Origin of the sequence: Paraburkholderia dinghuensis, assembly GCF_003837865.1 — a bacterium.
Taxonomy (GTDB): Bacteria; Pseudomonadota; Gammaproteobacteria; order Burkholderiales; family Burkholderiaceae; genus Paraburkholderia; species Paraburkholderia dinghuensis.
On the sequence record NZ_RQIS01000002.1, the window covers coordinates 248,444 to 274,954 of the forward strand.

General features: G+C 61.9%; 19 protein-coding genes and 3 pseudogenes. 12 read left to right on the forward strand and 10 right to left on the reverse strand.

Features of this window, described 5'->3' with window-relative positions; translation table 11 throughout:
• The first annotated feature begins 12 nt into the window (after nucleotides 1-12).
• From uvrA to D1Y85_RS03995, 3 genes are all read left to right on the forward strand, one after another.
• Nucleotides 13-5,919: an excinuclease ABC subunit UvrA gene (gene uvrA / locus D1Y85_RS03985; RefSeq protein WP_124149737.1), complete on the forward strand. Its 5,907-nt coding sequence runs from the start codon at nucleotides 13-15 to the stop codon at nucleotides 5,917-5,919.
• 326 nt (nucleotides 5,920-6,245) lie between these two features.
• On the forward strand, nucleotides 6,246-6,476 hold the full coding sequence (locus tag D1Y85_RS03990; protein ID WP_124149738.1) for an H-NS histone family protein: 231 nt from the start codon (nucleotides 6,246-6,248) through the stop codon (nucleotides 6,474-6,476).
• 284 nt (nucleotides 6,477-6,760) lie between these two features.
• Complete coding sequence (locus tag D1Y85_RS03995; RefSeq protein WP_124149739.1) at nucleotides 6,761-7,339, forward strand: NnrU family protein; 579 nt, start codon at nucleotides 6,761-6,763, stop codon at nucleotides 7,337-7,339.
• Between the two features lie 121 nt (nucleotides 7,340-7,460).
• On the opposite strand, the gene pcaG is transcribed toward D1Y85_RS03995, so the two are convergent.
• Entirely contained in the window at nucleotides 7,461-8,051 is a 591-nt protein-coding gene (pcaG, locus tag D1Y85_RS04000; RefSeq protein WP_124149740.1) for a protocatechuate 3,4-dioxygenase subunit alpha, read from the reverse strand.
• Nucleotides 8,052-8,756, reverse strand: coding sequence for a protocatechuate 3,4-dioxygenase subunit beta (pcaH, locus tag D1Y85_RS04005; protein ID WP_124149741.1), 705 nt, complete (start codon nucleotides 8,754-8,756; stop codon nucleotides 8,052-8,054).
• Between the two features lie 134 nt (nucleotides 8,757-8,890).
• On the opposite strand from pcaH, the gene pcaQ reads away from it, so the two are divergent.
• Nucleotides 8,891-9,901 (forward strand): pca operon transcription factor PcaQ, encoded by a 1,011-nt coding sequence (pcaQ, locus tag D1Y85_RS04010; RefSeq protein ID WP_124149742.1) that lies wholly within the window; start codon nucleotides 8,891-8,893, stop codon nucleotides 9,899-9,901.
• A 23-nt stretch (nucleotides 9,902-9,924) separates the two neighbouring features.
• On the opposite strand, the gene D1Y85_RS04015 is transcribed toward pcaQ, so the two are convergent.
• Nucleotides 9,925-10,590 (reverse strand): helix-turn-helix domain-containing protein, encoded by a 666-nt coding sequence (locus D1Y85_RS04015; RefSeq protein WP_124149743.1) that lies wholly within the window; start codon nucleotides 10,588-10,590, stop codon nucleotides 9,925-9,927.
• A 284-nt stretch (nucleotides 10,591-10,874) separates the two neighbouring features.
• Here D1Y85_RS04015 and D1Y85_RS04020 point away from each other — a divergent pair, with 284 nt between their 5' ends.
• Nucleotides 10,875-11,240, forward strand: a complete 366-nt coding sequence (locus D1Y85_RS04020) for a hypothetical protein (RefSeq protein WP_185218894.1) — start codon at nucleotides 10,875-10,877, stop codon at nucleotides 11,238-11,240.
• 288 nt (nucleotides 11,241-11,528) lie between these two features.
• On the forward strand, nucleotides 11,529-13,028 hold the full coding sequence (amaB, locus tag D1Y85_RS04025) for an L-piperidine-6-carboxylate dehydrogenase (protein ID WP_124149744.1): 1,500 nt from the start codon (nucleotides 11,529-11,531) through the stop codon (nucleotides 13,026-13,028).
• A gap of 325 nt (nucleotides 13,029-13,353) precedes the next feature.
• On the opposite strand, the gene D1Y85_RS04030 is transcribed toward amaB, so the two are convergent.
• The 3 genes from D1Y85_RS04030 to D1Y85_RS04040 all read right to left on the reverse strand — a co-directional run bounded on the left by D1Y85_RS04030 (nucleotide 13,354) and on the right by D1Y85_RS04040 (nucleotide 15,841).
• A complete protein-coding gene (locus D1Y85_RS04030; protein WP_124149745.1) occupies nucleotides 13,354-13,863 on the reverse strand; it encodes a metal-dependent hydrolase in 510 nt (169 codons plus the stop codon).
• A 154-nt stretch (nucleotides 13,864-14,017) separates the two neighbouring features.
• Nucleotides 14,018-14,374: a sugar ABC transporter ATPase gene (locus tag D1Y85_RS04035; protein ID WP_124149746.1), complete on the reverse strand. Its 357-nt coding sequence runs from the start codon at nucleotides 14,372-14,374 to the stop codon at nucleotides 14,018-14,020.
• A gap of 309 nt (nucleotides 14,375-14,683) precedes the next feature.
• On the reverse strand, nucleotides 14,684-15,841 hold the full coding sequence (locus D1Y85_RS04040) for a porin (protein ID WP_124149747.1): 1,158 nt from the start codon (nucleotides 15,839-15,841) through the stop codon (nucleotides 14,684-14,686).
• A gap of 666 nt (nucleotides 15,842-16,507) precedes the next feature.
• Here D1Y85_RS04040 and D1Y85_RS04045 point away from each other — a divergent pair.
• The gene (locus D1Y85_RS04045) at nucleotides 16,508-17,017 is read left to right on the forward strand and encodes a hypothetical protein (RefSeq protein WP_124149748.1); all 510 of its coding nucleotides are present in this window, start codon (nucleotides 16,508-16,510) and stop codon (nucleotides 17,015-17,017) included.
• A 10-nt stretch (nucleotides 17,018-17,027) separates the two neighbouring features.
• Here D1Y85_RS04045 and D1Y85_RS04050 read toward each other — a convergent pair whose 3' ends face one another.
• The gene (locus tag D1Y85_RS04050) at nucleotides 17,028-17,453 is read right to left on the reverse strand and encodes a hypothetical protein (RefSeq protein ID WP_124149749.1); all 426 of its coding nucleotides are present in this window, start codon (nucleotides 17,451-17,453) and stop codon (nucleotides 17,028-17,030) included.
• Between the two features lie 265 nt (nucleotides 17,454-17,718).
• Here D1Y85_RS04050 and D1Y85_RS04055 point away from each other — a divergent pair.
• The 5 genes and pseudogenes from D1Y85_RS04055 to ggt all read left to right on the forward strand — a co-directional run.
• Nucleotides 17,719-18,021, forward strand: a pseudogene (locus tag D1Y85_RS04055) (CDP-alcohol phosphatidyltransferase family protein); the annotation flags it as partial.
• A 41-nt stretch (nucleotides 18,022-18,062) separates the two neighbouring features.
• Nucleotides 18,063-18,527: pseudogene (locus D1Y85_RS04060) on the forward strand (HalD/BesD family halogenase); the annotation flags it as partial.
• A gap of 17 nt (nucleotides 18,528-18,544) precedes the next feature.
• Nucleotides 18,545-19,114 (forward strand): annotated as a pseudogene (locus D1Y85_RS04065) (phosphocholine cytidylyltransferase family protein); the annotation flags it as partial.
• Nucleotides 19,115-19,289: 175 nt separating this feature from the next.
• Nucleotides 19,290-20,693 (forward strand): MFS transporter, encoded by a 1,404-nt coding sequence (locus tag D1Y85_RS04070; protein WP_124149750.1) that lies wholly within the window; start codon nucleotides 19,290-19,292, stop codon nucleotides 20,691-20,693.
• Nucleotides 20,694-20,802: 109 nt separating this feature from the next.
• Nucleotides 20,803-22,533 (forward strand): gamma-glutamyltransferase, encoded by a 1,731-nt coding sequence (gene ggt / locus D1Y85_RS04075; RefSeq protein WP_124149751.1) that lies wholly within the window; start codon nucleotides 20,803-20,805, stop codon nucleotides 22,531-22,533.
• 84 nt (nucleotides 22,534-22,617) lie between these two features.
• Here ggt and D1Y85_RS04080 read toward each other — a convergent pair whose 3' ends face one another.
• The 3 genes from D1Y85_RS04080 to D1Y85_RS28000 form a co-directional block, all read right to left on the reverse strand.
• Entirely contained in the window at nucleotides 22,618-22,809 is a 192-nt protein-coding gene (locus D1Y85_RS04080; protein WP_124149752.1) for a hypothetical protein, read from the reverse strand.
• Complete coding sequence (locus D1Y85_RS04085) at nucleotides 22,806-24,530, reverse strand: FAD-dependent oxidoreductase (protein WP_124149753.1); 1,725 nt, start codon at nucleotides 24,528-24,530, stop codon at nucleotides 22,806-22,808. Before D1Y85_RS04085 ends, D1Y85_RS04080 begins: the two co-directional genes overlap by 4 nt.
• 382 nt (nucleotides 24,531-24,912) lie before the next feature.
• Nucleotides 24,913-25,884, reverse strand: a complete 972-nt coding sequence (locus D1Y85_RS28000) for a hypothetical protein (protein WP_185218895.1) — start codon at nucleotides 25,882-25,884, stop codon at nucleotides 24,913-24,915.
• Nucleotides 25,885-26,511: the final 627 nt, after the last annotated feature.

Consider the following 26,511-nt stretch of genomic DNA (forward strand, 5'->3'; position numbering starts at 1 on the left):
AAGCCAGCGCAAGTGAGCGAAAACCGAACCATCCGCATCCGTGGTGCCCGCCAGCACAACCTGAAGAACCTCGACCTCGATCTGCATACCGGCGAAATGACGGTTGTGACGGGTCCTTCCGGGTCAGGCAAGTCGAGCCTCGTCTTCGATACCCTCTACGCGGAGGGGCAGCGCCGCTATGTCGAGACGTTCAGCGCTTACGCGCGCCAATTTCTCGATCGCATGGACCGGCCGCAGGTCGATCGCGTCGACGGCGTGCCGCCTGCCATCGCCATCGATCAGACCAACCCGGTGCGCAGTTCGCGTTCGACGGTCGGAACGATGACCGAACTGAACGACCACCTGAAGCTGCTGTACGCGCGCGCTGCGAATCTGTTCGACCGCGTCACGGCCCAGCCGGTGCGTCACGACACGCCCGAAACGATCTACGCGGAACTGCGCGTGCGTGCTGCGGCGGACGATCCTCGTCTGGTGGTGACGTTCCCCGTCGAACTGCCTGATACGACCACCGACGAAGAGGTCACGCAGTGGCTTTCCGCGAGCGGTTACACGCGCGTGCAGGCACAGCGCGAAGTGAAGACGGCCGAGGGTTCGCGCAAGGTGCTCGATGTGGTCGCCGACCGGTTTCGCTTGCGAAACACGGAGAAGAGCCGCGTCGTCGAGGCGATCGAAGCATCGCTAAAGCGCGGCGGCGGGCGCGTGAACGTCTATGTGTTGCCGACCGCGGATGGTGAGGCGAACCCCGAACCGGCGATCTGGCGTTTTTCGACTGGCCTGCATTGTCCGGACAGCGATCTGCGCTATGCCGATCCGCAGCCCGCGCTGTTCTCGTTCAATTCGGCTTATGGCGCGTGCGACGCATGCCGCGGCTTTGGCCGCGTGATCGGCGTGGACTGGGGGCTCGTGATTCCCGATGCGCGCAAGACGCTGCGTGGCGGCGCGATCAAGCCGCTGCAGACGCCCGCGTGGAAGGAGTGCCAGGACGACCTGATGCGCTATGCGGCCAAGGCCGATGTTCCGCGCGATACGCCGTGGTCGGAACTGACCCAGGCGCAGCGCGACTGGGTAATCAACGGCACGCCGGACTGGCGCGGCAACTGGCAGACGCAATGGTATGGCGTCAAACGCTTCTTCCAGTATCTGGAGTCGAAGGCGTACAAGATGCACATCCGCGTGCTGCTTTCGAAGTACCGCAGCTACACACCGTGCGAAACCTGTGGCGGCGCGCGTCTGAAAACGGAGGCGCTGTTGTGGCGCCTCGGCACCAAAGAAAACGCAGATGAAGTCCTCGCGAGCGCTGCGCGCTTCATGCCGCGTGGCGTCGAGTGGACGCGCGCGCAGCTCGAAGCAGCGCCCGGCCTCACGCTGCACGACGTGATGCTGCTGCCGATCGAGCGGATACGTCGCTTCTTCGACAACCTCTCACTTTCATCTGCACTGCTTGACGATGCACTGAAACTGCTGCTTGCCGAAGTTCGCACGCGTCTTGCGTATCTTTGCGACGTGGGGCTCGGCTACCTGACGCTGGACCGGCAGAGCCGCACACTTTCTGGCGGCGAAGTGCAGCGTATCAACCTGACCACTGCGCTCGGCACCTCACTCACGAAGACGCTGTTCGTGCTCGACGAACCGAGCATCGGCCTGCATCCGCGCGACCTGAACCGTATCGTCGAGGCGATGCAGCGGCTGCGCGATGCCGGTAACACGCTCGTCGTCGTCGAACACGATCCCTCGGTGATGCTGGCCGCCGACCGCCTGATCGACATGGGCCCGGGGCCGGGCGAGCGCGGCGGCACGATCGTCTACGACGGCACACCCGACGACATCCGTTCGTCCGGCACGCTGACCGGCGCGTATCTGGGCGGCCATCGCGCTGTCGCCGACGCCTCGCACTGGGCGCGGCGCGCCGTCGATACCTCTACACCGGGCCTGCTGCTCGAAGGGGCCAGCGAGCACAACCTGCGAGACGTGACGGTGCAGATTCCGCTGCAACGTCTCGTTGTAGTGACGGGCGTATCGGGCTCGGGTAAATCGACGCTCGTGCAGGATGTCCTCTATCCGGCGCTGGCGCGGCATCTCGGCAAGGCCACCGAATCACCGGGTCTCTATCGCGATTTGCGCGGAGCGGAGCAGATCAGCGACGCCGTGTTCGTCGACCAGTCGCCGATCGGCAAGACGGCCCGCTCGAATCCGGCGAGCTACGTCGGCGCATTCGACGAGATCCGCAAGCTGTTTGCCAAGGCGCCGCTCGCAAAAGAGCGCGGCTATACCGCAGGAATGTTCAGTTTCAACTCGGGCGAGGGCCGTTGCCCGACGTGCGGTGGCTCGGGCTTCGAACACATCGAAATGCAGTTCCTGAGTGACGTGTATCTGCGTTGCCCCGACTGCGACGGCAGCCGCTATCGCGCGGAAGTGCTGGAAGTGAAGATCGAACGCGCGGGCCGGGCGCTTTCGATTGCGGACGTGCTGGATCTCACCGTCAGCGAAGCGACGCAGTGTTTCAGTGAGGAAGCCGAAGTATTGCGTGTTCTGCAGCCGATCGTCGATGTTGGGCTGGAGTACGTGAAACTCGGGCAGCCAGTGCCGACGCTCTCGGGCGGCGAGGCACAGCGTCTCAAGCTGGCGGGCTATCTCGCCGAAACCTCACAGTCGCGCGGTAAGGATGCGACCGCAGGTGGACGCCTCTTCATGTTCGACGAGCCGACCACGGGGCTGCACTTCGACGACATCGCGAAGCTGATGCGCGCGTTCGGGAAGCTGCTCGCCAGCGGTCATTCGGTGCTCGTCATCGAGCACAATCTCGATGTGATCCGCGCCGCCGACTGGCTGATCGATCTCGGGCCGGAAGGCGGCGACGCGGGCGGCGAAGTCGTTTGCGTGGGCACGCCTGAAGATGTGATCGCCTGTCCCCGCTCGCACACGGGTGCCGCGCTGGAGCGCTACGAGACGGCGCTCGGCACGGCTGGGGCTCCGCTCATCGCGGAAGAAGAGGGTGTCGCGTTGCAGACGGCCCTGCGCGCAGCGAAGGCGCGCAGGGAAGTGCAGGGCGAGGACGTGGTGCGCATCGTCAACGCGCGCGAGCACAACCTCAAGGCGCTCGACGTCGATATTCCGCACGGACGCTTCAACGTGATCACGGGCGTATCCGGCTCGGGCAAGTCCACGCTCGCGTTCGACATCCTTTTTCACGAGGGCCAGCGCCGCTACCTCGAATCGCTGAATGCCTACGCGCGGTCGATCGTTCAGCCGGCGGGGCGACCCGAAGTTGACGCCGTGTATGGCATTCCGCCGACCGTCGCGATCGAGCAGCGCCTCTCGCGCGGTGGACGCAAGAGCACGGTTGCGACGACGTCCGAAGTGTGGCACTTCCTGCGGCTGCTCTACGTGAAGCTCGGCGTGCAGCACTGCATTCACGACGGCACGCCGGTCACGTCGCAGAGCGTCGATGCCATCGTCGCGCAATTGCTGCGCGAACATCGCGGACAGCATGTCGGTCTGCTAGCGCCGCTCGTCGTGAACCGGAAGGGCGTCTATACCGATCTCGCGAAATGGGCGAAGGCGCGCGGCAACACGCATCTACGTGTGGACGGAGAGTTCGTGCCGGTTGCGCCCTGGCCGAAGCTGGACCGCTTTCGTGAGCACACCATCGAACTGCCCGTCGGCGATCTCATGATCGAGCCGCAAAACGAGGCGCAATTGCGTCAGTTGCTCGATGCGACGCTGGAGGCCGGTAAGGGCATCGTCCATCTGCTTGCACCGCTTGACGGGCTTGAGCGGACGCTTGGCAATGGCGGCTCGACGGCGCGCGTCGGAACAGTCAAGGTACTTTCGACGCGGCGTGCGTGTCCAGTCTGCGGCACGAGCTATCCCGAGCTCGATCCACGTATGTTCTCGTACAACAGCAAGCATGGCTGGTGTACGACGTGTGTGGGGACGGGTCTCGCACTGACGCGCGAGCAGCGTGCGGCATATGACGACACGATCGTCGCTGAAGATGGACGCGGCCGCGAGCAAACGCTGCCCTCGGATGAGCAGGAGCCCGAAGGAGTTGGCGATGCGCCGTGCCCGGACTGCTGCGGCACGCGTCTGAATCCGGCGGCGCGCGCCGTAACGTTCGATGCGCATCCGATCGTCGACGTGGCGCAGTGGACCGTGGCCGACACGCGCCGCTGGATCGATGCGCTGAAGCTCAGCGGACGCGACGCGCAGATTGCGCGCGACGTGGTGAGCGAAATTCGCAGCCGCCTGCAGTTCCTCGAGGAAGTGGGTCTCGGCTATCTGAGTCTCGACCGTGCCGCACCGAGTCTTTCCGGTGGAGAAGCGCAGCGCATACGGCTCGCTGCGCAGCTCGGCAGCAATCTGCAGGGCGTGTGTTACGTGCTCGACGAACCGACCATCGGTCTGCATCCTCGCGACAATCAGATCCTCCTCAATGCGTTGCGCAGTCTCGGTGAAAAGGGCAATACGCTTGTCGTGGTCGAGCACGACGAGGACACAATTCGCCGTGCCGACCACATCATCGATATCGGGCCCGGCGCGGGCAAGCGAGGCGGACGCGTGGTCGCGCAGGGCAGTGTCGCCGATCTCGCGGCGCAGCCCGATTCGCTGACCGGCCGCTATCTCGCGCAGCCGATCGTGCATCCATTGCAGGCGCGTCGCGAAGTGAGACCGGCACGCGCTGGCGCCGAGGCGGTGCCCGCACAATGGCTCACGGTACACGGCGCAAAGCTGCACAACCTGCGTGACGTCACGGCGCAGATTCCAATCGGGCGGCTCGTGGCGATTACTGGCGTGAGCGGCTCGGGCAAGTCGACACTCGCGCGCGACGTGCTGCTCTCGAATCTGCTCGACGCCGTGGGGCGTTCGGTGCTCTCGTCGCCGGCGGAGCGGCGCGCGCGCAAGGCCACGCAAAAGGACGCGCCCTCTGCCGCCGCAAAGCGTGCCAGCGTGCTCGCGCGCAGCGCGGTGAAGCCGAAGCTCGAAGTCGCGCACGTGTGGCTCGGGTGCGATTCGATCACCGGTTGGGAGAGCATCGACCGCGTGCTCGAAGTCGACCAGACGCCGATCGGCAAGACGCCGCGCTCGTGTCCGGCGACCTATATCGGCGTCTGGGACGCGATTCGCCGGCTCTTTGCCGACACGCTCGAAGCGCGCGCACGCGGCTATAGTGCATCGCGCTTCTCGTTCAATACGGGCGATGGGCGTTGTCCGGCATGCGAGGGACAGGGCGTGCGCACGATCGGCATGAGTTTTCTTCCGGATGTGAAGGTGCCGTGCGATGTCTGCCACGGACAGCGCTTCAATCCGGAGACGCTGGCCGTCACGTGGCGCGGCCGCAATATCGGCGAAGTGCTGACGATGGAGATCGACGAAGCGGTCGAGTTTTTCGCGGCTATGACGAATATCGCGCATCCACTTCAATTGATGAAAGACGTGGGGCTTGGCTACCTGACGCTGGGCCAGCCGTCGCCGACGCTTTCAGGCGGCGAGGCGCAGCGTATCAAGCTCGTGACGGAGCTGAGCAAGGTGCGCGATGACATCACGCGGCGTGGCCAGAAGGCACCTCATACGTTATACGTTCTCGACGAACCGACCGTCGGCCTTCACATGGCCGACGTGGCGCGGCTGATCAGTGTGCTGCACAGGCTCGCGGATGCTGGCCATAGCGTGGTCGTGATCGAACACGACCTCGACGTGATTGCCGAGGCCGACTGGATCATCGACCTCGGCCCCGAGGGCGGTACAGGCGGCGGAACCATCGTGGCCGCGGCCGATCCTGAAGGGCTCGTGAAGGTGACGGCGAGCCATACGGGGGTCGCGCTTGCTCCGGTGCTCTCGCGCGTGGTGAACGAAGCGGCCGGCCCGCGCGAGGAGACCCGGCCGCCGAACCGGCACGCGGCGCGGTATTCGGCTCGGTAATCTGTGACTTCGCGTTAAATGGCGGCGCGGCCCCGCGCCACGGGGCTCGCCGCCATGAAACCGCTTGATCTGTGCGGCAAGCGCACGGTATGATGGGCTCCGCTTGCAGCAAGAGGCCGCTCATCTGCGGTGGCCAGTTCTGGCGAGCGGAGCAGTGGATATGCAGTTCCCCTCCGATCTGGTCACGGATTCGCTTATTCGCTTTCCCGGCCACCTCATCAGTGCAGCAAGGCTTCGCCGTGTGGCGCGAAGCCTTTACCTTTTCAGTGCAGACGTTTCGATTTGAACCGACTTCGCATCCTTGGCGAAGTGAGAGGAACTATCCAATGTTCGACCTCGATGGAGAGGCGCGCGAACGGCTCATCGTGTGGATTAGACGCCGCATGGAAGAGTACGGCATTACGCTAGAAGATCTTGAAACGGCGATTGCCGAAAGTGAACGGCAACCGAAATATCGCGATGCCTACGGGAATACGTGGAATGGCGAAGGCGAAATGCCGCCATGGCTCCTGCGTTACATTCACGCAGGACAGGATATCGAGCATTTTCGCTGCTAATCAGCACGCCGGGCAGGCCGCGGCCGCGCGTCAATCGTATGTGGGTTATGTGCCTGAACGGCGGACTGCGCCTTTCGGGTATTCCGTATTTTTTCAGCAATGATTTAAAAGTTTCTTAACCCACGATAAATGCGGATTAACTGTGCGCTGCACAAATCTGCTGTACGCGTTTATACCAATTAAGCATTACATATGAGCGGCCTTTGACCATTTCGATTGGCCGCGCTATTTAGTTGCGCGACAATGCCAGCCAATCCAGTCCTTCCTGACACAAGGAGCCTGAAATGGCGATTCTCGTATTGGGGTTGATTCTCTTCATCGGCGTGCATTCCATTCGCATGGTTGCCGCGCCATGGCGTGCGGCGCAGATCGAGCGCTTCGGCATGCAGGGCTGGCGTGCCGTTTATGCGACGCTTTCCCTCGTGGGTATCGTGCTGACTGTGTATGGTTATGGACTCGCGCGCCGCGACCCCGTCGCGGTGTGGACGCCGCCTTTCTGGATGGCCCATGTCACCGCGCTCCTCACCGCGGTTGCTTTCATTTTTCTCACCGCGCCTTATGTTCGCGGCAATCATTTCAAGCGTGTCCTCGGCCACCCGTTTCTTTGCGGCGTGGCGCTATGGGCGTTCGCGCACCTGCTCGCGAATGGGACGCTTAATGCCATCGTATTGTTCGGCGTATTTCTCGTGTGGTCGCTGCTCGATACCCGAAGCGAACGCCGTCGCGATCGCGAGGCCGGCGTGGTTTATCCGGAGGCGACTGCTTCGCGTGACGCATTGGTCGTCGTGATCGGGCTGGTGGGCTGGGCCGTATTTGCATTCTGGCTGCACGGATTCCTGATCGGTATACGTCCGCTGGCCTGACGCGTGGCCTGGCAGCAAACTGCGCCGGGTAAAAGAGAAGCCTGCTTTTAGCAGGCCTCGCCGTGCACGACTACGGGTTCCACTTCCGGATGGGAAAGGCTAGTGGAACGCCTTGCAAGCCTCAGACGTCGAAAAACACAGTCTCCATTTCGCCTTGCATGTGAATGTCGAAGCGATAGATCACGCTTCCGGCCTGCTCGCTGCGTCTGGCGATTAACGTGGCACGACGCGATTCGGGTACCGACGCGAGTACGGGATCCGATACGTTGGCTGCTGCCTCGTCATCAAAATAGATTCGCGTGAAGGCATGCGTGAGCAGTCCGCGCATCGTGACGGTTACGTTTAGATGGGGTGCTTCGTCAGCTTGAGCGCGTCCGGGTTTGACCGTCCGGATGACGAAGCGCTGCTGCGGATCCGTGCCGGTGCCGACCCGTGCCATACCGCGAAACCCGCTCGCCGCGATTTGCTCGCTTGAGGCGGGATACTGGCCGTTCGCATCGACCTGCGTGAATTCCAGCATCGCATCCGAAACGGCGTGGCCTGCGCCGTCGTATACGTTGCCGATCAACGTGATGTGCTCGCCGGGTGTTTCCGGAGCTACGACATCTGGCGTAAAGAGGCTCTTCAGATCGAAACCGTATTGCTGCGGGCAGAGTCCATAGGCGAAATACGGGCCGACGGTTTGCGAGGGCGTTTCCTTGAGTGCCATGATTCAACGCTCCGTGGGGGTCTGGTTCGGACCGCGCAGCACGATGTCGAATTCGTAGCCGAGCGCGTAGCTGTCTTCGGTGGTGTCGATCGAGAAACGCGAGATCAGACGATCGCGCGCATGTTCGGGCGTGCCCTGGAAGATCGGGTCGAGTGCGAGCAGCGGGTCGCCCGGGAAATACATCTGCGTAACGAGGCGCGAGCCGAAGTACTCGCCAAACAGCGAGAAGTGAATGTGATTCGGCCTCCACGCGTTGGCGTGATTGCCCCAGGGGTACGCGCCCGGCTTGATCGTGAGGAAGCGATAGCGGCCTTCATTGTCGGTCAGGCAGCGTCCCGCGCCGAGGAAGTTCGGGTCGAGCGGGGCGTCGTGCTGGTCCGTCTTGTGAACGTAGCGGCCAGCGGCGTTTGCTTGCCAGATCTCGACGAGCGTGTTGCGCACCGGCTTGCCGCCGACATCGAGCACGCGGCCCGCGACGATGATGCGTTCGCCGAGCGGCTCGCCGTTGCGCGCCGCGTTGCGGGTGAGATCGTGGTCGAGCGGGCCGAGATCTTCTGCGCCGTACACGGGCACGCGCTGATTGCACAATTTTTCCTTTAGTGGAATCAGCGGACGTGTGGGTCCGCGCGTGACCGACGAGCGGTACGCCGGGTGAACGTAGGCGGGATGTGAATCGAAGTCGCGCGGCGACAGGACAGACTCGTCCATGGGTTGTCTCCTGGCTGGTTTGTTAGGATGGCCTCGGCGCGGCGATCCGCCGCATCAAGTTGATGACGCGACTTTATCTGGGCCGGAAAGTTATGCAAAATGACGTTTTTTCGCGCTTCGTATAACGGATCGTTATGCAACATCGGCTCGCGGACGCTCGCGTCAAATTTCGCCATCTGCAGTGCTTTCTGGCGGTCGCCCAGTTCGGCAGCGTGCAGCAGGCCGCTGAAAGTCTGTCGATCACACAACCGGCCGTATCGAAGACGATTGCCGAGCTCGAGTCCGTGCTTGGCGTGAGGCTTTTCGAGCGCGGACGGCACGGCGCCGTGCCGACGCGTGAGGGGCACCTGTTCATGCCGCACGCGAGTGCGTGCGTTAGTGCGCTGCGCCAGGGCGTCGAATTGCTCGCGCGCGGCGAAGGGGCCGTGGCGGCAACGCTCGACGTGGGCGTGTTGCCGACCGTCGCGACCGACGTATTGTCGGCGGCGCTGCGTCGCTTTGCGGGGCAATGGCCACGCGTGAGCGTGCGGCTTCTGACGGCCGCCAATGCGGAGTTGCTGGAGCGGCTGAAATCAGGGGCGATCAGCGTTGCGATCGGCCGCCTCGCAGACCCCGAGCGCATGGTGGGCCTGAGTTTCGAACTGCTCTACAACGAGCCGCTCACGGTCGTGGTGCGGGCAGGGCATCCGCTTGAGCAGGGCGGCGGGCTGCCGGCACAACTGGCTCAATTTCCGCTCGTCTTGCCGCCGTTTGGCACGTTGATTCGCCAGGCCGCCGACAGCCTGCTGGCCGCGTGGGGCGCCCAGCCGTTGTCGGTTTTCGTTGAGATGCTGTCGGTTTCGGTCGGCCGCTCGCTCGCACTCGAGAACGACGCGGTGTGGTTCGTGCCGGCCGGGGCGGTCGAATACGATTTGCGGCAAGGCGCATTGGTGCGCCTGCCGATGCCGCCCGCGGGCAGCGAGGAGCCAGTCGGGCTGATTTTGCGGACCGATACGCAGCCATCTCCGGCAGGCCGTGCGTTAATCGATGCGGTAAAACGTGCCGCACTCGAACGCGAGGCACGGAACGCTGCCGACGCTGCCGCAGCGGACTCGCGGCGCGAAGGCCCGACGGCACCGAAGCGGCCGCGCGGCCGCAAGCGCTAGCCGGCCGACGTTGCGCTGATTGCCTACTTCGCGGCCGGTTTCGATTTCGTGCGAGCGGGCTTCGTTGCCGGCTGCGCTTGCTGCACCACACCGCGTGTGGCCGCACTCGTGGACATCCACAGCACTTCGGCGTCCTCCTTGCTCGTGGAGATGGCTGCGTGGCCAGTGCGGCTATCGAAGTAGAGGCTGTCGCCAGCTTCGAGCTCGGTAGGTGCGTAAAGCTCCGAGTAAAGGCACACGCTGCCGCTAATCACGTAGAGAAACTCTTCGCCTTCATGTCGTCCCCAGTCGTCGAATGCGTCGAGCGAATGGGCGGTGATGCGGATGCGAAACGGCAGCATTGCCTTGTGAGCCAGGTCGGTGGCGAGCAATTCCATCTCGTATCCGCGATAAGCGTGCCGCTGACCGGCGCCACGGCGTGTGAGCGCCCGCCGGCCCCCTGCATTTTGCTTCGGCGCCGATCCGAACAATTCGCCCAGATCGATCTTCAGGCCGACGACGATCTTCTGGAGAACGTCGAACGTCGGCGACATGATGCCATTCTCGATCTTCGAAAGCGTGGAGCGCGACACACCGCATAGTTGACTCGCGGTATCGAGAGTCAGGTCGTGCGCGACACGCGCAGCGCGAACGCGGCGCCCAAGGTCGGCAGTCGACGATCCGGCCGGTTGGTTTAGCAGGGTGTCCATGATGAGAGCATCGGAAACGCAAGACGGGATCAGTGTTTCCGATCATATCAAACCGCTGACTTTCAGAAACATCGTCCGTTTGGCTAACGTTTTGAGCGGATTGCTGGGCGACGATTTTCGAGTGGAACGTCGTCTGCTCGCGCCGCGTTTTCATCCAGCATCGACACTGGATTTTGTTAACCAGTTCTTTGCATTGTTCGTCTGTGGCGAAGCCTGCTGTTACGATGCGGGCCCCGGGTCAACAGATCACTGTAGACCCGGCGCAGGTAAAGCACGGAATCGACATGTTGAAACGATCGCTGGTGGTAGGTGTAGTTCTGGCTTTGACCGGCTGCGTGGTGGCTCCCGGCTATGGCGCGTATGAGCAGGGATACTATGGTGCACCGGTCTACGACGCGGTACCGGCCTATGGTTATGCGCCTCCGTATGGCGCTGTCGAATTCTCCGGCGGTGGGTATCGTGATGGCTATGATCGCCGCCGCGCCGATCCGCCACCGCGCGACGGTGGCCATTCGGCGCACGTAGACGCGCAGGAGCGTGGCGGCGGTCGCGGAGGTTCGCCGGGCGCGGGCAGCATCAGACAGGGGCGGCAGGCGGACTCGGGCCGGGGCCACGATGATGCCGATGGGCAGCACGGCTACGGTCGTTAGCGCGTTCTTCGAACCCCGTGTGCCAGCATACGCTCTGGTCAAGGTTGATCTGCGGCGGGCGATTCTGGCCCGGTTGCCCGGGGAATCGAAAGCGCCCGAAAATTTCCGAAAGGAAATATGGCTGCGGTCAGTGCTCCGTGATCCGTCCGTCAAGGCAGCACGTGACTTGCATGCTGTGCCTCGTATCCACTATGGTGGTTGGGCTTTTCCCGCCTTGTAGCCTGGCGGGGCTGCGTGTATAGTCGGCGAACCTTAGCATGTTTCTTATCGGAAATTTAGGGGCTCGCCATGGACGCTTCACGCATTTTTGCCGATCTCGGCATCCTCGAACTGGCTGGTGCGGGCGATGTCGAGGTTCGATCGCCGATTTCCGGTGAGGTGATTGGCCGCGTAGCGAGCCAGGCGGCTTCCGACGTCGACGCCGCACTGGCCCATTCGCACGCGGCGTTTCTCAAGTGGCGCGACGTTCCGGCGCCGCGCCGCGGGGAACTCGTTCGGCTGCTTGGCGAGCGGTTGCGCGAGCATAAGCGGGCGCTCGGCAGTCTCGTATCGCTTGAGACTGGCAAGATCCTCCAGGAGGGTCTGGGCGAGGTCCAGGAAATGATCGATATCTGTGACTTCGCGGTCGGTCTGTCGAGGCAGCTTTATGGCCTCACCATCGCCTCCGAGCGCCCCGGTCACCGCATGGCCGAAAGCTGGCATCCGATGGGTGTCTGCGCCATCATTTCCGCGTTCAATTTTCCGGTGGCCGTTTGGTCCTGGAATGCCGCACTTGCCCTCGTGTGCGGAGACTCTGTCGTCTGGAAACCCTCGGAGAAGACGCCGCTGACTGCACTCGCCGTTCAGCGCCTCATGGTCGACGCGCTCGCAACGTTCGGGGATGCGCCTGAGGGACTCGTGTCACTCGTCATCGGGGGCCGTGACGTTGGGGCGAAGCTCGTCGCCGATCCTCGTACGGCGATCGTCAGCGCGACAGGAAGCACCGAGATGGGTCGCGCGGTCGGCGTGGCCGTCGCGCAGCGTTTCGGTCGCGCGATTCTCGAACTCGGCGGCAACAATGGCGGCATCGTCACGCCGAGTGCCGATCGCGAACTCGCGCTGCGGGCGATTCTGTTTTCCGCCGTGGGCACGGCAGGACAGCGTTGCACGTCGCTGCGCCGACTCTTCGTGCACGAGAGCGTTTACGACGACACAGTGAGCCGTCTCAAACAGCTTTACGCCAAGGTTCCGATCGGAAACCCGCTCGACGCGGGCACGCTGATGGGCCCGCTAATCGACGCTCAGGCGTCCGAGCGCATGCAGGCGGCGCTGCAGCGTGCTCAGGCTGAGGGCGGCAAGGTAACTGGCGGTCAGCGGATCAGCGTCGATGGCCAGCCGAACGGCTACTACGTGGAGCCCGCACTGGTCGAAATGCCCGGACAGAGCGAGATCGTCCTGAAGGAAACGTTCGCTCCGATCCTCTACATCATGAAGTATCGCGATTTCGACGAGGCCATCGCCGCGAACAACGGGGCATCACATGGCTTGTCGTCGTGTGTGTTCACGACCGACCTGCGCGAAGCCGAGCGTTTCGTTTCCGCGTCGGGCAGCGATTGCGGCATCGCGAACGTGAACATCGGGCCGAGCGGCGCGGAAATCGGCGGTGCCTTCGGAGGCGAAAAGGAAACGGGTGGTGGCCGTGAGTCCGGCTCGGATGCGTGGAAGGGGTACATGCGCCGCGCAACGAACACCGTCAACTATTCGACTGCGTTGCCGCTTGCTCAGGGCATCGACTTCAAGCTCGATTGAACAGGTTTCCTGGCGGAACCGGGGGTGCTCGTTTGCACGATCCCCGTTCCGACTCTCCGTGGGTGTGTCGATCGGGATGCGTTCTATCCCGACGCAAATTCACCATTTTTCCCGAGCTGCGACAGGCATCGAGCTGAACCGGGTGATGAAGTGATTTGTCTGCGCCTGCACGATGTTCGTGCCGTCAGGTCAGCGCGCATTTACAGATTACCTGGTATGACTGACGAATCGTCCTCGCGTACTGGCATGTTGACGCCAACAGCCGGAAGGGCGTTCCAGACTCGGTGCTCTGCACGTGCCAGGCCCGAATTCGTCTCGCAACCCCTTATGAGACCAGTCGTCGCAAGGGCGTGAACGGCAGGCCATGCGGTACGCCATGTACGGCGAAGAACCAGGCGGCGACCCACGACGCGCCCACCACGATGAGGTCGCAGCGTCCGCTTTTCCACCAGTTCAACGAATGCCGCTGGATGACCCACGGTACGCCAAGCGGATTCGGCCAGTCCGCGAGCAGATGAATCACCCCGCCACAGGCAAAGCCGAATGCCGGTGCCGCGAAGGGCAGATGGCCAAGCCGGTGATACGACCAGACGAGCAGCGCCATCCAGCCGATGCCCCAATGCGTCAAGGTGCGATGGGTGATCCATAGCTGTCGCTTTTTGCGCCACCACGCAACTTCTAGCCAGTCGGGCGCCGATCCGCCTGCCGCGCCCCCGAAAAACGCGAGGGCGACGTGGAGATGCCATAAGCCGTCCACATGCAGATGCGTGACGATTGCCGCGGCGATGACGCCGGCGGCCCAACCCGTCGCGTGATGTGCGGTGCCTGATGCCATGAGGCGGGGAGTGAGAAATCGAAAGGCCGCAATCTTCGCAGATGTAACGTCGCAGCGACAGGGGAGAATCGACGATTCCCGCGGCAACGAACTTTACATGGCGCCCGGCCACGCGATCCGAAACCCGGTGCTCCAGGCAATGCACACGCGAACGTCAGGTAGTGCAGCGCGCCACGTCGAATCGCAGTTCCGGTTCCGGCGGATCGTCGGAGCGCGACGCCCCGTGTGTCACGCGAATCACCGATCCATTACCCGAAGGCGTCAGCGTGACGAAGTATGAAGCGTCCGAACCCGAGCCGATGCTCAACTCCGTCGCGCTACCCGCCTTCGACTCATGGACGCGCGGGAGCCGGTCTTCGAGGCAATTCGCGATCGATGAAGGTGAACGTGCCGAGGACACATAGATCATCGGTTCGCCGTTCGCAGCGGCTTGAGGTGGAGGCGCAGATGAGCAGGCTGCAACGAGGACGAGAGGAGATGCGGTGAGGAGGCGTCGAGCGAGTGTATTCATGGTCGGCGAGTCGTCAAGACACAAGCGGTGAATGCGGGTGAGTGCCGATGAGTATACGCATGCTCGCGGAGCGGCGGACGTAAAAAGATGCAACAGGGCAACGCGGCGACGTGTCAGCGCGAGAAGGAAATAAATGCGCCTGAAAGGAAACACGCGAAAAAAAGCGCACATGCGGGTGTGCCAACTGAACCGCAACGGCTTGATCGCGCAGGGGGCGTGGGGAATGACGTTGGGCGGCAAAAAAAAACGCCGCCCCGGACAGGGGCGGCGCATATCAGGCTGGATCCGGAAAGGCCAGCCTGGCCTGGCTTAGAAGCGGTGGCGGATACCCGTCGTCACAGCCACCTGGTTTTGCGTCGACGACGACGGCAGGATGCCGCCAATCGAAGTGCTGGGGATAGAAACGCCGTTGCTGTCAACCGACGACGAGTGCTGATAGACACCCGCGAGATACACATCGGTACGCTTGCTGAGCCCGTAATCGGCGCCCACCGTGACCGAGTGCCACTTCGGGCTCGTGCTGTTGCCGTCCTCTGTCATCCGGCTCCACGTGTAGGTGTACTCACCCACGAGAGCAAGTGCGGGCGTCAGCGCATAGGTACCGTTCAGCTCGATATTGTCGAACCGCGCGTTCAAATTTCCAGTGAGAGCGCTGATACCCTGAAGACGCGAGTGCGTCCAGAGCAGGCCGACCGTGCCAGGACCATAGGCGTAATTCGCGCCTACACCGACCGTTCTCTGTACATCCGCGCTTCCGAACGCGAACGACTGGCCCTCGAGTCCGGCGCCCGAATTCGCTGTCGCATTGGCACCCGTGCCTACGTTGTTCATCTGGTCATAAGCCGCGGCAACCTTGAACGGACCGTTCTCGTAACCCGCGCCGACACTCCACTGGCGACCGCTCGCAAATTGCGTTGAATTGCTGAAGCCGTACTGACCGCCAAAGTGGAAGCCCGCGTAATTCACGCTTTCGTACTTGATCGCGTTCGAGGTCGCGAACTGCGCGCCGATGTTGTCGTTGTTGAACGGGTGGGCCGCGACGTTGATACCGCCTGCCTGGCCTGCTAGTGCCAGCGGCGTGAGGTAATCCGCGACCGAGTCAAATTGTCGGCCCAGCGTCAGTGTGCCGAACTGGTTGTTTTGCAGGCCAACGAAAGCCTGACGGGTAAACATGCCCGACGAGTTGCCGGTGAAATAGCCCGGACTAAACGAACCGTTGTTCAGGTTGAAACCGGACTCGAGCTTGAAGATAGCCTTCGTGCCGCCGCCGAGATCTTCTGCGCCCTTCAGGCCGAAGTACGTGTTCGACAACAGACCGCTACCTTGTGCCCACAGGCTGTGGCCACCCGCGTTATTGACGTAGGCGAGACCTGCGTCGAGCGAGCCGTACAGGGTGACGCTGCTTTGCGCATGTGCGCTCATGGCGAATGTGCCGAGAACGCCAGCGAGGATAAGGGTTTTTTTCATGCTTTATAACTCCGGATAGAATCTGTGAATCTCACGGATGTCTATCTGATTAATAGGTCCGTGGTCTGGCGATTCGAGGCGGAGTGTAATCTGGTAACCCGAAAATTTTGCGCCCTACGGTGTAACAATATTTGATAAAAATCGAAATAAATATGCATGCTTCCCTAAGGTGTTGCATATAAAGAGGTTTTTATCTTAATGAGATATGCGAGGCGGTATGCCAATCGCTATTCTGTTGCGCGGGTGCTACGGATCTGAAGAGCCCCATCAGACAGGCTTCGGATGACGGCATCTCGATATTACCCGCCGATTTGCTCCGTTTTCTGGAAGATACTGTTCCAGATTGCATGCTCAGTGAGCGGAGGTCGTGACGCTACAATTCATGCACCTCTAAGCGAGAGGTGATCTTTTTCATCTGTTTTGCGCGGCCCTCGGGCCGCGTTTTTTTATTTTGATATTGGGGATTTTTAGTTCTATTTCGGCCTCGAATTCTTCATCTCGAAATCCGGAATGCGCCGGATTGTCGCGATTGCATTCACGCTATATTAAAAACCCATTAACCGGGTTTGCGTGACCAGCCGGGCGTCCGCGCTCGCGCGCGCTTGCGGGTAAAATCCTGCGCCTGCCCTCGAACGGCAGGTCCTGCAGAACCAGACCGAACCCGCCATGACCGATTCTTTGCCCGCAACATCCCCCGAATCCGCGACCGTTGAAGCCGAAGTGCTCCAGGACGCGCGCCTGTGGCGCAAAGACGGCTGGACGGCGCGCGTCATCAAGAACGAGGACGATGATGGCTGGGCCGTCGAGATGATTAAGGACGGCGAGCCGGAGCCGGCGCTCGTCGGCCCCTGGACGATGGGCCGCGACAAGAAAAATCCCAAGCCGCTCGACACGGGCGCGTTCAACACCCTCGTGAAGACCGCGACAGAGGTGTTGCGCCGTCACGAACAGCAACTGCACGCGATGTTGCACAAGCGAGTGAGTGTGTCCGTCGCGGCGGGCGACATCGACGTGACCCTCGAAATCGTCCCCGACGAATACGAACCGTATGCCGTTCTGACCGCGCTCGACGTCTTTGGTGAGCAAGTGGGCCAGCAGCGCGTCGCGCCGACGTTCAAACTGACGAAGGCGTGCGCGACCGCGTGGGCCGAGGGTGGTTTCGGCCGGATCGACTAGCGCTGCGGCGTCAGTCCTGCTGGCAGAAGATTGCCGTCAGCATTGGACCTGCGTGATGGACGATCGCGGTATTGCCGGCTTCGTTAAGCGCCGCCTGAACCTTGGCCTGGCTCCCGATCACGACCGCGCCGTAGGCCGATCGTGCAATCGGCTTGCCGCCGCTCCTCTGAAACAGCGGATCGTCCTGCTGGAAGGCGACGATCGCGAACACGCTGAAGCCGTAAGCCGTCATGTGCTGGCCGTGCTCCGGCCAGAAAACGTTGATCGAATTGGGCTCGACCCTGGAAGGCTCCGGTCCGATCAGCTTCTGGTCGATCAGGCCAGAGACGAAGTCGTGCGCGGACTCTTTGCAGGTCAGCGATTCGTCAAGGGCGGCCGCGTGGCCTGCAAGCGGCAAAACCGCGAGTAAAAGGGCAAAAAGGAACGAGTTTTTCATTGTAATTCCGGCGAGTGGCCTGTGCCGGTACAGAACGTGCGTCGCGATGCAAAGGGTTGAACTGTACGCGTGTTCGTGTAATCCCGCTCGCGGCACCGCCGCATTCGTCCCCGTTTCCGATCCGACCAGATTCTCTCGCCATCGCTGCCCGTTATGGCTTTACGAGGCTCTGCGAGCCCCGTTCGCCTTCCGGAGAACCTGCAGGTTTTTTGAACGGAAGCTATATTTCGCCCCCATGAGTGGAACCAAATAATCCGCGAAACGGGTGCCCCTGCCGCGCACATGGGACGCACGCGCCGCGCGCCGTCTCGTGACGCCGCTCATCCGGACCCGCGTCACACCGAACCATCTGGCCACGCTTCGCCTCCTGATTGTTTTGTCGAATTTTGTTGATCATACCGATGGCGAACTGGCGCGAATCAGCGGCAAGGCCAGCCGGATCGGCCATTTCTATGATCTCGCCGCCGACGCCATCGTCACGATCCTGCTGTTCCTTGGTATGGGCTTTGGTCTCGGCTCCGGGGCCGAGGCAGCGGCGGGCGAGTGGCTTGTGGCGCCGGTCTGTCTTCGGGATCTCGGACCGCGTTGCCCGGCTCGGCGGACGATGCGATCGGCCGCGCGCTGCACCCGATCGACACGTCCCTGCGGCGTGACGAATACGTCCAGCAGGGCTCGTTCCTTTATCTTTCGGACTTTCTGCCAGCCGACGCGACGCCGCGGCTCATCGACGCCGCCAAAGCGCTGGTTCCCGAGGTCAACCGCAACTACTTGCCGGGCCACAAGGCTGGCGGCAGCGTGAGCCGCCATACGATCGATGAACTCGCACCTTATATCGCCGAGCTTTATTGCTCGCCGCAGTTGATCGCGTGGCTCGAAAAGATCACGGGCGACCGTCTGCTGCTGTCGCACGAAGACGATCCGCACGCGTATGCGCTCTATTACTACACGCGCGCGGGCGACCACATCGGCTGGCACTATGACACCTCGTACTACGACGGACGCCGCTACACGGTGCTGTTCGGCGTGATCGACGAATCGTCGTGCCGGCTCGACTACGCGGCGCACAGGCCGAACTTGCGCATATCGGCTGACCGCATCGCATCGAGATCGTCCTGAATCCACGTTTCAATCTGGGCAGCGTGCTGACCGTTCATTGCACGGCCGACGCGCTCACGCGTGGTGGCGACGTGTTGTTGATGGACGCCGATGTCCTCCACGAGGAGCGTGTGTTCGATCCGCTGGTTGCCGGCAACGCAAGCGCGAACCGCCTTTTGATCGACCGCGATTTCGAGGCCGGCGATGAGCCGGTGAAACTGTGCCTGCGCGACGGCGTGCCGATCGAACTGCGCAAGCAGCTCGCGGTGGGCCTGCAATACGACACCATCGGCGAATCAGAGGGCTTCTTCCGTCTCAAGGACGACACGGCCCGCCGGTTCGCGCAGATTGTCGAAGGCTATGTCGACACGGGCCGCGCGAATCTTCCTCACGAAGAAGCGCTTCGCGACCTGCTGCTGGAGCGCGGCAACGAGTTCGAAACCGCCGACGTGACTGGCGCGCCGTGGATCGAAATCGACTTCCCCGACGATGTGACGCGCGCAGCCGAAACGGTGTTGTCGCAACTTCGTCCGATCGTGAGCCGCGCGACGCAGACGACCGACTGATTGCTTGACTGTTTGCGCAGCCTGGGCCTTGAAGTGCCGCTGTTATTCGAAGGTACTTCACGGCCTGGCCGCTCTGGGGCGCGGCTTCATCTGTTGCAGGGTCACCCACGTTTCGCAACACGGTGCCATAATGACGGATCGTCGCACCCAGCCTCGCTGACTGTCGTTACTGCCCATGCCTCTTGCTCTCGGCACCTTCATCGTTCCGCTCATCGTCGCGTGCGCGATGTTCATGGAGAACGTAGACTCGACGGTCATCGTTACATCGCTTCCCGCGATGGCCCGCGATCTCGGACACAGTCCGATTACCCTCAAGCTCGCCGTCACGAGCTATGTGATCGGCCTCGGCGTGTTTATTCCGGTCTGTGGCTGGGTGGCCGACCGCTTTGGCTCGCGCAAGGTCTTCAGCACGGCCATCGGCATCTTCATGGTGGGCTCGCTGTTGTGCGCCGCGTCGACGTCGCTCGGGATGTTCGTCGCCGCGCGTTTCATACAGGGGATCGGCGGCGCAATGATGGTGCCGGTGGGGCGCATCATCATCTTCCGTTCGCTGCCGAAGTCGGAGTTCATTCGCGCCGTCAATTACCTCACTGTGCCCGCGCTGCTTGGGCCGGTCGTCGGTCCGCCGCTGGGTGGTTTCATCACGACGTATCTGCACTGGCGGTTCATTTTCTTCGTCAACATCCCGATCGGCGTGCTCGGCATCTGGCTTGCGAGACGACACATCGCGAACATGCACGAAGAGCATCCCGGCCGCCTCGACTGGCCTGGCTTCATTCTTTCCGCAGGCGGAGCGTCGCTGTTCATGCTCGGGCTTTCGCTCGTCGGCAGCGGACTCGTCTCGTTCGGAAAGACGGTGGCGATGTGCGTCGTCGGCGCCGTGCTGCTCGCGGTCTACTGGCTTTACGCGCAGCGCGTCGAGCGGCCCGTGCTCGATCTGGGCTTCCTGCGCATTCCCAGCTTCAACGCGAGCGTCGCGGGCGGCTCGCTCTTTCGCATCGGTCTCGGCGCTGTGCCGTTTCTACTTCCGCTTGCGCTGCAGGAAGGCCTCGGAATGACGGCATTTATTTCCGGGTCGATTACTTGCGCCTCCGCGTTCGGTTCGATCTTCATGAAGACGATCATCTCGCGCGTGCTTGGACGCTTCGGATTTCGACGCACACTGATCGTCAACGCCGCATTCGCAGGTGCATCTATTGCTGTGTACGGGCTCTTTTTTCCGGGTATGCCTCACTGGCTTATCTGGCTGATCGTGCTGGTCGGCGGTGTGTTCCCTTCACTGCAGTTCGGGAGCCTCAATTCACTCGCTTACGCCGATATTCCGATACGCGATATCGGCCGCGCAACCAGCGTAGCGAGCGTGATCCAGCAGGTGTCGCTCGGGCTTGGCGTGACCATCGCGGGCATCGTGCTGCAGATTTCGCACAAAGTGCAGGGCCACCCCAGCATCGTCTGGTCGGACTTCTGGCCCGCATTTCTCGTCGTGGGGCTGTTCTCGATCGCTTCGATTCCCGTGACGATGCGCCTGCCCGCCAATGCGGGCGAGGAAATTGCGCGTGGACGACGTGGCACGACCTGAGCGCCGCGCACCGCTGCAGGGTGGATCCGTTTGATCGCAAACGTTTGCCAGGCGTGCTATAAGGCCATGGCAGGTCGTTGGTTGATGAACCGGAACATGGAGACACCGAATGACGCTGGTAGACAGAACGAAAATATCCGCCGCTGTTTTTGCACTCGTATCGCTGGGCACACTCTCGACGAGTTTCCTCGAAGGTTCTCCCGCCTTTGCCAAAGCAACGCAGCAACCCGCCGTACTGACCGCTTCGGCAGTGGCGGTTGCGGACAAGTACGCGGCTGATGCCGCCGAGCAGATTTTCAAGGAGGGCGGTAATGCCGTCGATGCGGCCGTGGCGATCGCCTTTTCGCTAGCGGTGACGTATCCCGAAGCGGGTAACATCGGCGGCGGCGGATTCATGACGCTCTACGTTCACGGCAAGCCGTACTTCCTCGACTATCGCGAGCGCGCGCCGCTTGCCGCCACGCGCACGATGTACCTTGACGACAAGGGCAACGTGATCGAAGGCAAGAGCCTTTACGGCGTTGACGCCGTGGGCGTGCCGGGGACCGTCGAGGGCATGTGGGAAGCGCAGCGCCGCTTCGGCAAGCTGAAGTGGAAACAGGTGCTCGCACCGGCGATCAAGTATGCGCGCGATGGCTTCGTGGTCGACGAGCAACTCGCGAAGCGTCGCGACGACGCGTCGAAGGAATTCGGCGGCAGAACCAATTTCGACCACTACTTCGGCGATATGAAAGTGGGCGTGACGTTCAGGCAACCCGACCTCGCGAATGTACTCACGCGCATTTCCACGGACGGCGCGAGAGACTTCTACGACGGAAAGACCGCCGCGCTGATCGCGTCCGCGATGAAGTCGGGCAACGGTCTCATCACGATGCGCGACCTGCAGGAGTACAAGGCGGTGTGGCGTCAGCCCGTCGAGGCGAAGTGGAACGGCTACAACATCATCACCGCGCCGCCGCCGAGTTCGGGCGGCGTAGGTCTCGTGCAACTGCTGAAGATGAAGGCGATGCTCGCGCCGAAGTTCGAGGGCGTGTCGCACAATTCGGCGCAATACATTCATCTGATCGCGGAGATTCAGAAACGCGTCTTCGCAGATCGTGCTCAATACCTCGGTGATCCGGACTTCTACAACGTGCCGGTTGCGCGGTTGATCGACGACGCGTATCTCGCGAAGCGTGCTGCCGAAGTTAACCCCGAGAGTCCCTCCGACACGAAGAGCGTGCAGCCGGGGCTCGGCACGTCGATGCCCGAGAAAGCGGAGACGACGCATTTCTCGGTGGTCGACAAGTGGGGTAATGCAGTGTCGAACACGTACACGATCAACGGTTACTTCGGCTCGGGCGTGGTCGTGCCGGGCGGAGGCTTCCTGCTGAACGACGAGATGGATGACTTCTCGGCCAAGCCGGGCGTGCCGAACATGTTCGGCGTGGTGGGCAGTGACGCCAACGCGATTGCGCCGAAGAAGCGGCCGCTTTCCTCGATGACGCCGACCATTCTCACGAAGGACGGCAAGGTGGCGCTTGTGATCGGCACACCGGGTGGCTCGCGCATCTTCACGTCGATCTTCCAGGTCATCACCAATATTTACAACTTCCAGATGCCGTTGAAGGATGCGGTGGCCGCGATGCGTTTTCATCACCAGTTGTTGCCGCCGAACACGATTTTCTGGGAACCGTATCTGCCGATTGACGGCGAGCTCGCGAAGCAGCTCGAGGCGAAGGGCTACGTACTGAAGGGGCAGGACTTCAACGGCGATATTCAGGCGATCCGGATCGACGGTGACACGCCGGAGCCGGTTTCCGATCCGCGCGGACGTGGTGTGACGCGTATGGTCCAGTGACCAGAAAAATCCCCTAAGCCACAGGAAAACGGGACGCGGTGCTTTCGCATCGCGTCCCGTTTCGTATGAGAGGCAAAGTTTCGTTTAGTGCGATGTGCGTGCGGCCAGGTCTTCACACGCGGCGTCGATCAGACTGAGCGCGGTCTGCGCGTTTCCGATGCGCTCGATCGCGAGCAGCGCGAAGCGCGCCAGAAACAGCGGCGTGTCGGGCTCACCCAGTTCAGTCATGGTTCTGCAAAAACGCGTGTAGACGGTGTCGAGTTCGCTGTCGGTCATAGGATTCTCCGGGCAGGCGTGTGCAATGTGAGTTCGAGTGCAGCGAGGGCGTTGGCTGCGATAGCGTCGGCGTCGCCGTGCCAACGGCCCAGAACGTGGCCGTCCGGCCGGACGAGATAGAGCGCCGGCTGCGCCGCGCCGTACATCGGAAACAGGCAGCCCGTGTGGTCCCAGCCGCCGGGGCACGTGACGTCTGCGGGTTGTTGCGCCGAGAGCGGCACGAGTGCAAATGGCACTGCGCGGCTGGCGAGCGTCGCCTCCAGGGCGGTCAGTGCGCTCGGGAGCTTGCCGTCGACGCTAAACCAGAATGCCGTGAAGCGCGGTTCGACGAGATCGGTGAGGTGGCCTGCGCACGAGGCGCCAGGTCTCACAAGCGTCAGCGGACACTCGGGCAGAACGGTGCCTGGCGCGGGACCGTCCGCGAACGCGTCCGACGATGCGGCGTTCAGTGGCGAAGCGGTATAGGCGATCGCCGAGGTTTGCCGCGGGTTGATCAGTGAACGCAAGCCCGGATGTTTGACTGCGAGGCCGAGCACGGCCGTACGCATCAGATTGAACGCGAACGACGGTGGCGCCATGAATTCCGTACTCTTGGTGCCGTAGCTCAGGTTCTCGTGCGCGGCGTACACGCGCTCGTCGGAGTACGTGTCTAGCAGCGTTGGTGCTGCGAGTCCCTTCGCTACGAAGGCGAGTTTCCACGCGAGATTGTCGGCGTCGTCAATGCCGGAATTCGCACCACGCACGCCGAAGATTGGCACGAGATGCGCCGCGTCGCCAGCGAATAGCACGCGACGGTGGCGATAGCGTTCGAGCGTCAGCGCGTTGGCCTTGTAGATCGTGATCCAGATGGGAGACCACGGCGCGGTTTCACCCATCATCTCAAGCAGACTCTGCACGCGTGGCATCACGCTTGCTGGCTTGATGGCCTCGTCGGCGTCCTCGCCGTCGCGCAGTTGGTAGTCGATTCGCCATACGTTGTCGGGCTGCTTGTGTACGAGCACCGTCGAGCCGGGATTCGAAGCCGGATCAAAATACGCGAGGCGTTCGGTCGGCCGCGCGCTATCGAGCAGGATATCGACGATCACATAACGTCCTTCGTAACTCGTGCCGACGAGCTTCAGGCCAAGTGCCTCGCGGATCGTACTGCGCCCGCCATCCGCGGCGACGAGCCAGTCGGTCTGTGCTTCGTAGTCGCCTTCGGGCGTCGAGAGCCTGAGCGTCGCGCCGTGCTCGTCCTCCTGCAAGGCCGTCACCTTGGTGCACCAGCGGATATCGATGAGATTTGCGTGAGACTCGGCGGCATCTAGCAGGAACTGTTCGATGTGATACTGCGCGAGGTTGACCATCGGCGGCAGCTTCTGCTTTTCGTCCTGCGGCATGCTGAAGTGCAGCACTTCGTCGTTACGGTAAAAGCTGCGGCCGCCAGTCCACGGCAGGCCTTTTGCCAGGAATCCGTCGAGTGCGCCCAGACGCTCGAAAATCTCGAGGCTGCGGCGAGAAATGCAGATAGCGCGGCTGCCGTAGCAGACCGACTCGTCGGCTTCGATCAGCACCGATCGCACGCCGTGGCGGGCGAGGCCGAGCGCGACCGCGAGGCCCACAGGGCCGCCGCCGACGATCGTGACAGTGTGGCGCTGCGTGTCGCAGCCGTTGTCGAGTTCGGGTATCCGGGCAGTGTATTTCCTGGCCTCGAATGGGTACGGTTTGAATTCAATGCTCATCGTGTGCTCCTGTTGAAGAGGGCACGCGCGCCGTCGTCAGAAGAAAAGGCGAGGAGGGGCATGGGCGATGCGTCTCCGATACGAAATTATTGTGATGCGTACCGTCGCGAAGCGTGATTGAACGGTATCCGCGGCTATGGCGGCAGTATCGGGTGCAGCAGGCGCCGCGCTGTCCTCAATTTGGGTACAGCCTGGGCTTATCGGAAACCCGGGTGGGCGCGGGGAAAGTAAGGGTTTGTCCGCGACGAGGCGAAGGGCGAAAAGCTGGCGCTGGCTCGAGATACCGAGCCGTTGATAGACGCGCTTCTAACGCCTGCAGCCGTGACCGGCAGGCACGCTGAAGTTACGGACGCCGCGACTACGCGTGCCACCGGTGGCGTCCTCATTGGCAGGGCGGTACGTCTGCTATCGCGCTTTTATATATGCCTTGTGAGCGCACAGGAATCGGCGCACTATGGGTTAGGGAATCGTACTTTCGATCTCGCGATGGTCTTCCCGGCTCCCGATGGGAGGATCTATGGAAACTCGCCTCGACACTTTTAATGGTTGGCAAATGAGGGCGGCAGTCGAAAGCAGGCTTACCTCGAAGGGTGAAGCAAAGTACTACATCGTCGAGCCCATTACGTACAGCGAATACTCCAGAAACACTCAGCGGACCGAAGCGGAGGCTCGCGGAAAGGGTGGTCCATTTGATAGCTCTGACGCTGCGTTCAACGCCGCCTTCAAGAGCTGCCGGCAGGCCATCGGAAGGGTGATCAACTTGCGCGCCCGTCGAGATTTCTACTGACGTTGTTGTGGCCGCGAAATGATGCGTCGATTGATTGCGTATCGCGACTTCGAAATCCATGTCGAGCTGATTCAGGTCGATCAGGACATGTACAGTGTGACGTTTCAGATCAAGGGGCACAATGTCGGGCGCCTCAGCGTGGATGGGGCTGTTATTCCAGTGCGCCATGGCCCCTTCACCTACCGCTGGGCATACCTCGTTGCTGAGATTGCGGGGCAAGCGGCCATTGACGTACTCATTGGTCACGAGCAGTAGTCCGATGGGCATGGACCAGGAGGTATGACTATGCGATGGCGTGCAGAGGCTTTCCACGGTCGCGTAATGACGGCGTGCGTCGAAGTGAACGTAGACGACTCGGGGCTGAATCGGGCCTACATAGCGCTCCCCTACGGTTACTACACGCCGCCATACAGATCGTTGAGGCAGCCCGACATGTTGGATCACACGTGTGGGCCGTTTGAGAGCATTGACGCTGCGTTCGAAGCAGCATTCTGCGATTGCAGGCGTTGCATCCTTCAGGAAGTAACGAGAGAACGCGGCGTTCAGCCCGACCAAAATCTTTTTCACCGATCTGCACGATAATGGCTGGCCCGTACGGGCGTCAGCCACGACACACAAGGCGACACTGCTGGGCTATCGCGTAGCAACTCGCAAGTGCGATTGCGCTCTGTTTTGACCCACCACTCACGCAGACGGACATGAGCAACATCTAGCGCCATCAGTTCGTGTGCCGCTGCCCGAACAATCGACTGCCGATCATCTATGCGCTAAAGATTGAGACGGATGAGGTGACTGACGTCGAACACATCGTGACCGTGGCGGTTCATCTCGTTTCAGCATCCGGAACAGATCAGCCTCGTGCTCGACGCGTGCCGGAGCTTCACTGTGAATAACGGTGCGCACTCGGTGTGGCGCAACGGAAATCCAGTGATCGACAGGAGCCTCGTCCTCCGATTGGATCGCCGGACTGCATCCCTATCCTTCGTTCGACTTCGCCGTTAACCACGCTGTGCCTTGCCCGCATATATAGGCGTCGCGCAGCCGATGACGAAATTTCTGTCGTTGTGTGCTCACAATGAATCGCAGTATCGTAAATACGATGAGAAGCGAAAATCATCGTCGCTGTAATAATAAAGGATCGCGAAGTAATCTATAGCGATTCCGTGACGGTACTGAATATTTTCGGTTCGGGAA

Excerpts from the sequence above, each read along its gene's own strand:
- D1Y85_RS04035 (WP_124149746.1), bottom strand. The coding sequence starts at position 14,374 with ATGAATACACTCGCTCGACGCCTCCTCACCGCATCTCCTCTCGTCCTC.
- amaB (WP_124149744.1), top strand. The coding sequence starts at position 11,529 with ATGGACGCTTCACGCATTTTTGCCGATCTCGGCATCCTCGAACTGGCT.
- D1Y85_RS04020 (WP_185218894.1), top strand. The coding sequence starts at position 10,875 with ATGTTGAAACGATCGCTGGTGGTAGGTGTAGTTCTGGCTTTGACCGGC.
- D1Y85_RS03990 (WP_124149738.1), top strand. The coding sequence starts at position 6,246 with ATGTTCGACCTCGATGGAGAGGCGCGCGAACGGCTCATCGTGTGGATT.
- D1Y85_RS04015 (WP_124149743.1), bottom strand. The coding sequence starts at position 10,590 with ATGGACACCCTGCTAAACCAACCGGCCGGATCGTCGACTGCCGACCTT.
- D1Y85_RS04040 (WP_124149747.1), bottom strand. The coding sequence starts at position 15,841 with ATGAAAAAAACCCTTATCCTCGCTGGCGTTCTCGGCACATTCGCCATG.
- D1Y85_RS03995 (WP_124149739.1), top strand. The coding sequence starts at position 6,761 with ATGGCGATTCTCGTATTGGGGTTGATTCTCTTCATCGGCGTGCATTCC.
- D1Y85_RS04070 (WP_124149750.1), top strand. The coding sequence starts at position 19,290 with ATGCCTCTTGCTCTCGGCACCTTCATCGTTCCGCTCATCGTCGCGTGC.
- D1Y85_RS04085 (WP_124149753.1), bottom strand. The coding sequence starts at position 24,530 with ATGAGCATTGAATTCAAACCGTACCCATTCGAGGCCAGGAAATACACT.
- D1Y85_RS04080 (WP_124149752.1), bottom strand. The coding sequence starts at position 22,809 with ATGACCGACAGCGAACTCGACACCGTCTACACGCGTTTTTGCAGAACC.
- D1Y85_RS04050 (WP_124149749.1), bottom strand. The coding sequence starts at position 17,453 with ATGAAAAACTCGTTCCTTTTTGCCCTTTTACTCGCGGTTTTGCCGCTT.
- ggt (WP_124149751.1), top strand. The coding sequence starts at position 20,803 with ATGACGCTGGTAGACAGAACGAAAATATCCGCCGCTGTTTTTGCACTC.
- pcaQ (WP_124149742.1), top strand. The coding sequence starts at position 8,891 with ATGCAACATCGGCTCGCGGACGCTCGCGTCAAATTTCGCCATCTGCAG.
- D1Y85_RS04030 (WP_124149745.1), bottom strand. The coding sequence starts at position 13,863 with ATGGCATCAGGCACCGCACATCACGCGACGGGTTGGGCCGCCGGCGTC.
- D1Y85_RS04045 (WP_124149748.1), top strand. The coding sequence starts at position 16,508 with ATGACCGATTCTTTGCCCGCAACATCCCCCGAATCCGCGACCGTTGAA.
- pcaH (WP_124149741.1), bottom strand. The coding sequence starts at position 8,756 with ATGGACGAGTCTGTCCTGTCGCCGCGCGACTTCGATTCACATCCCGCC.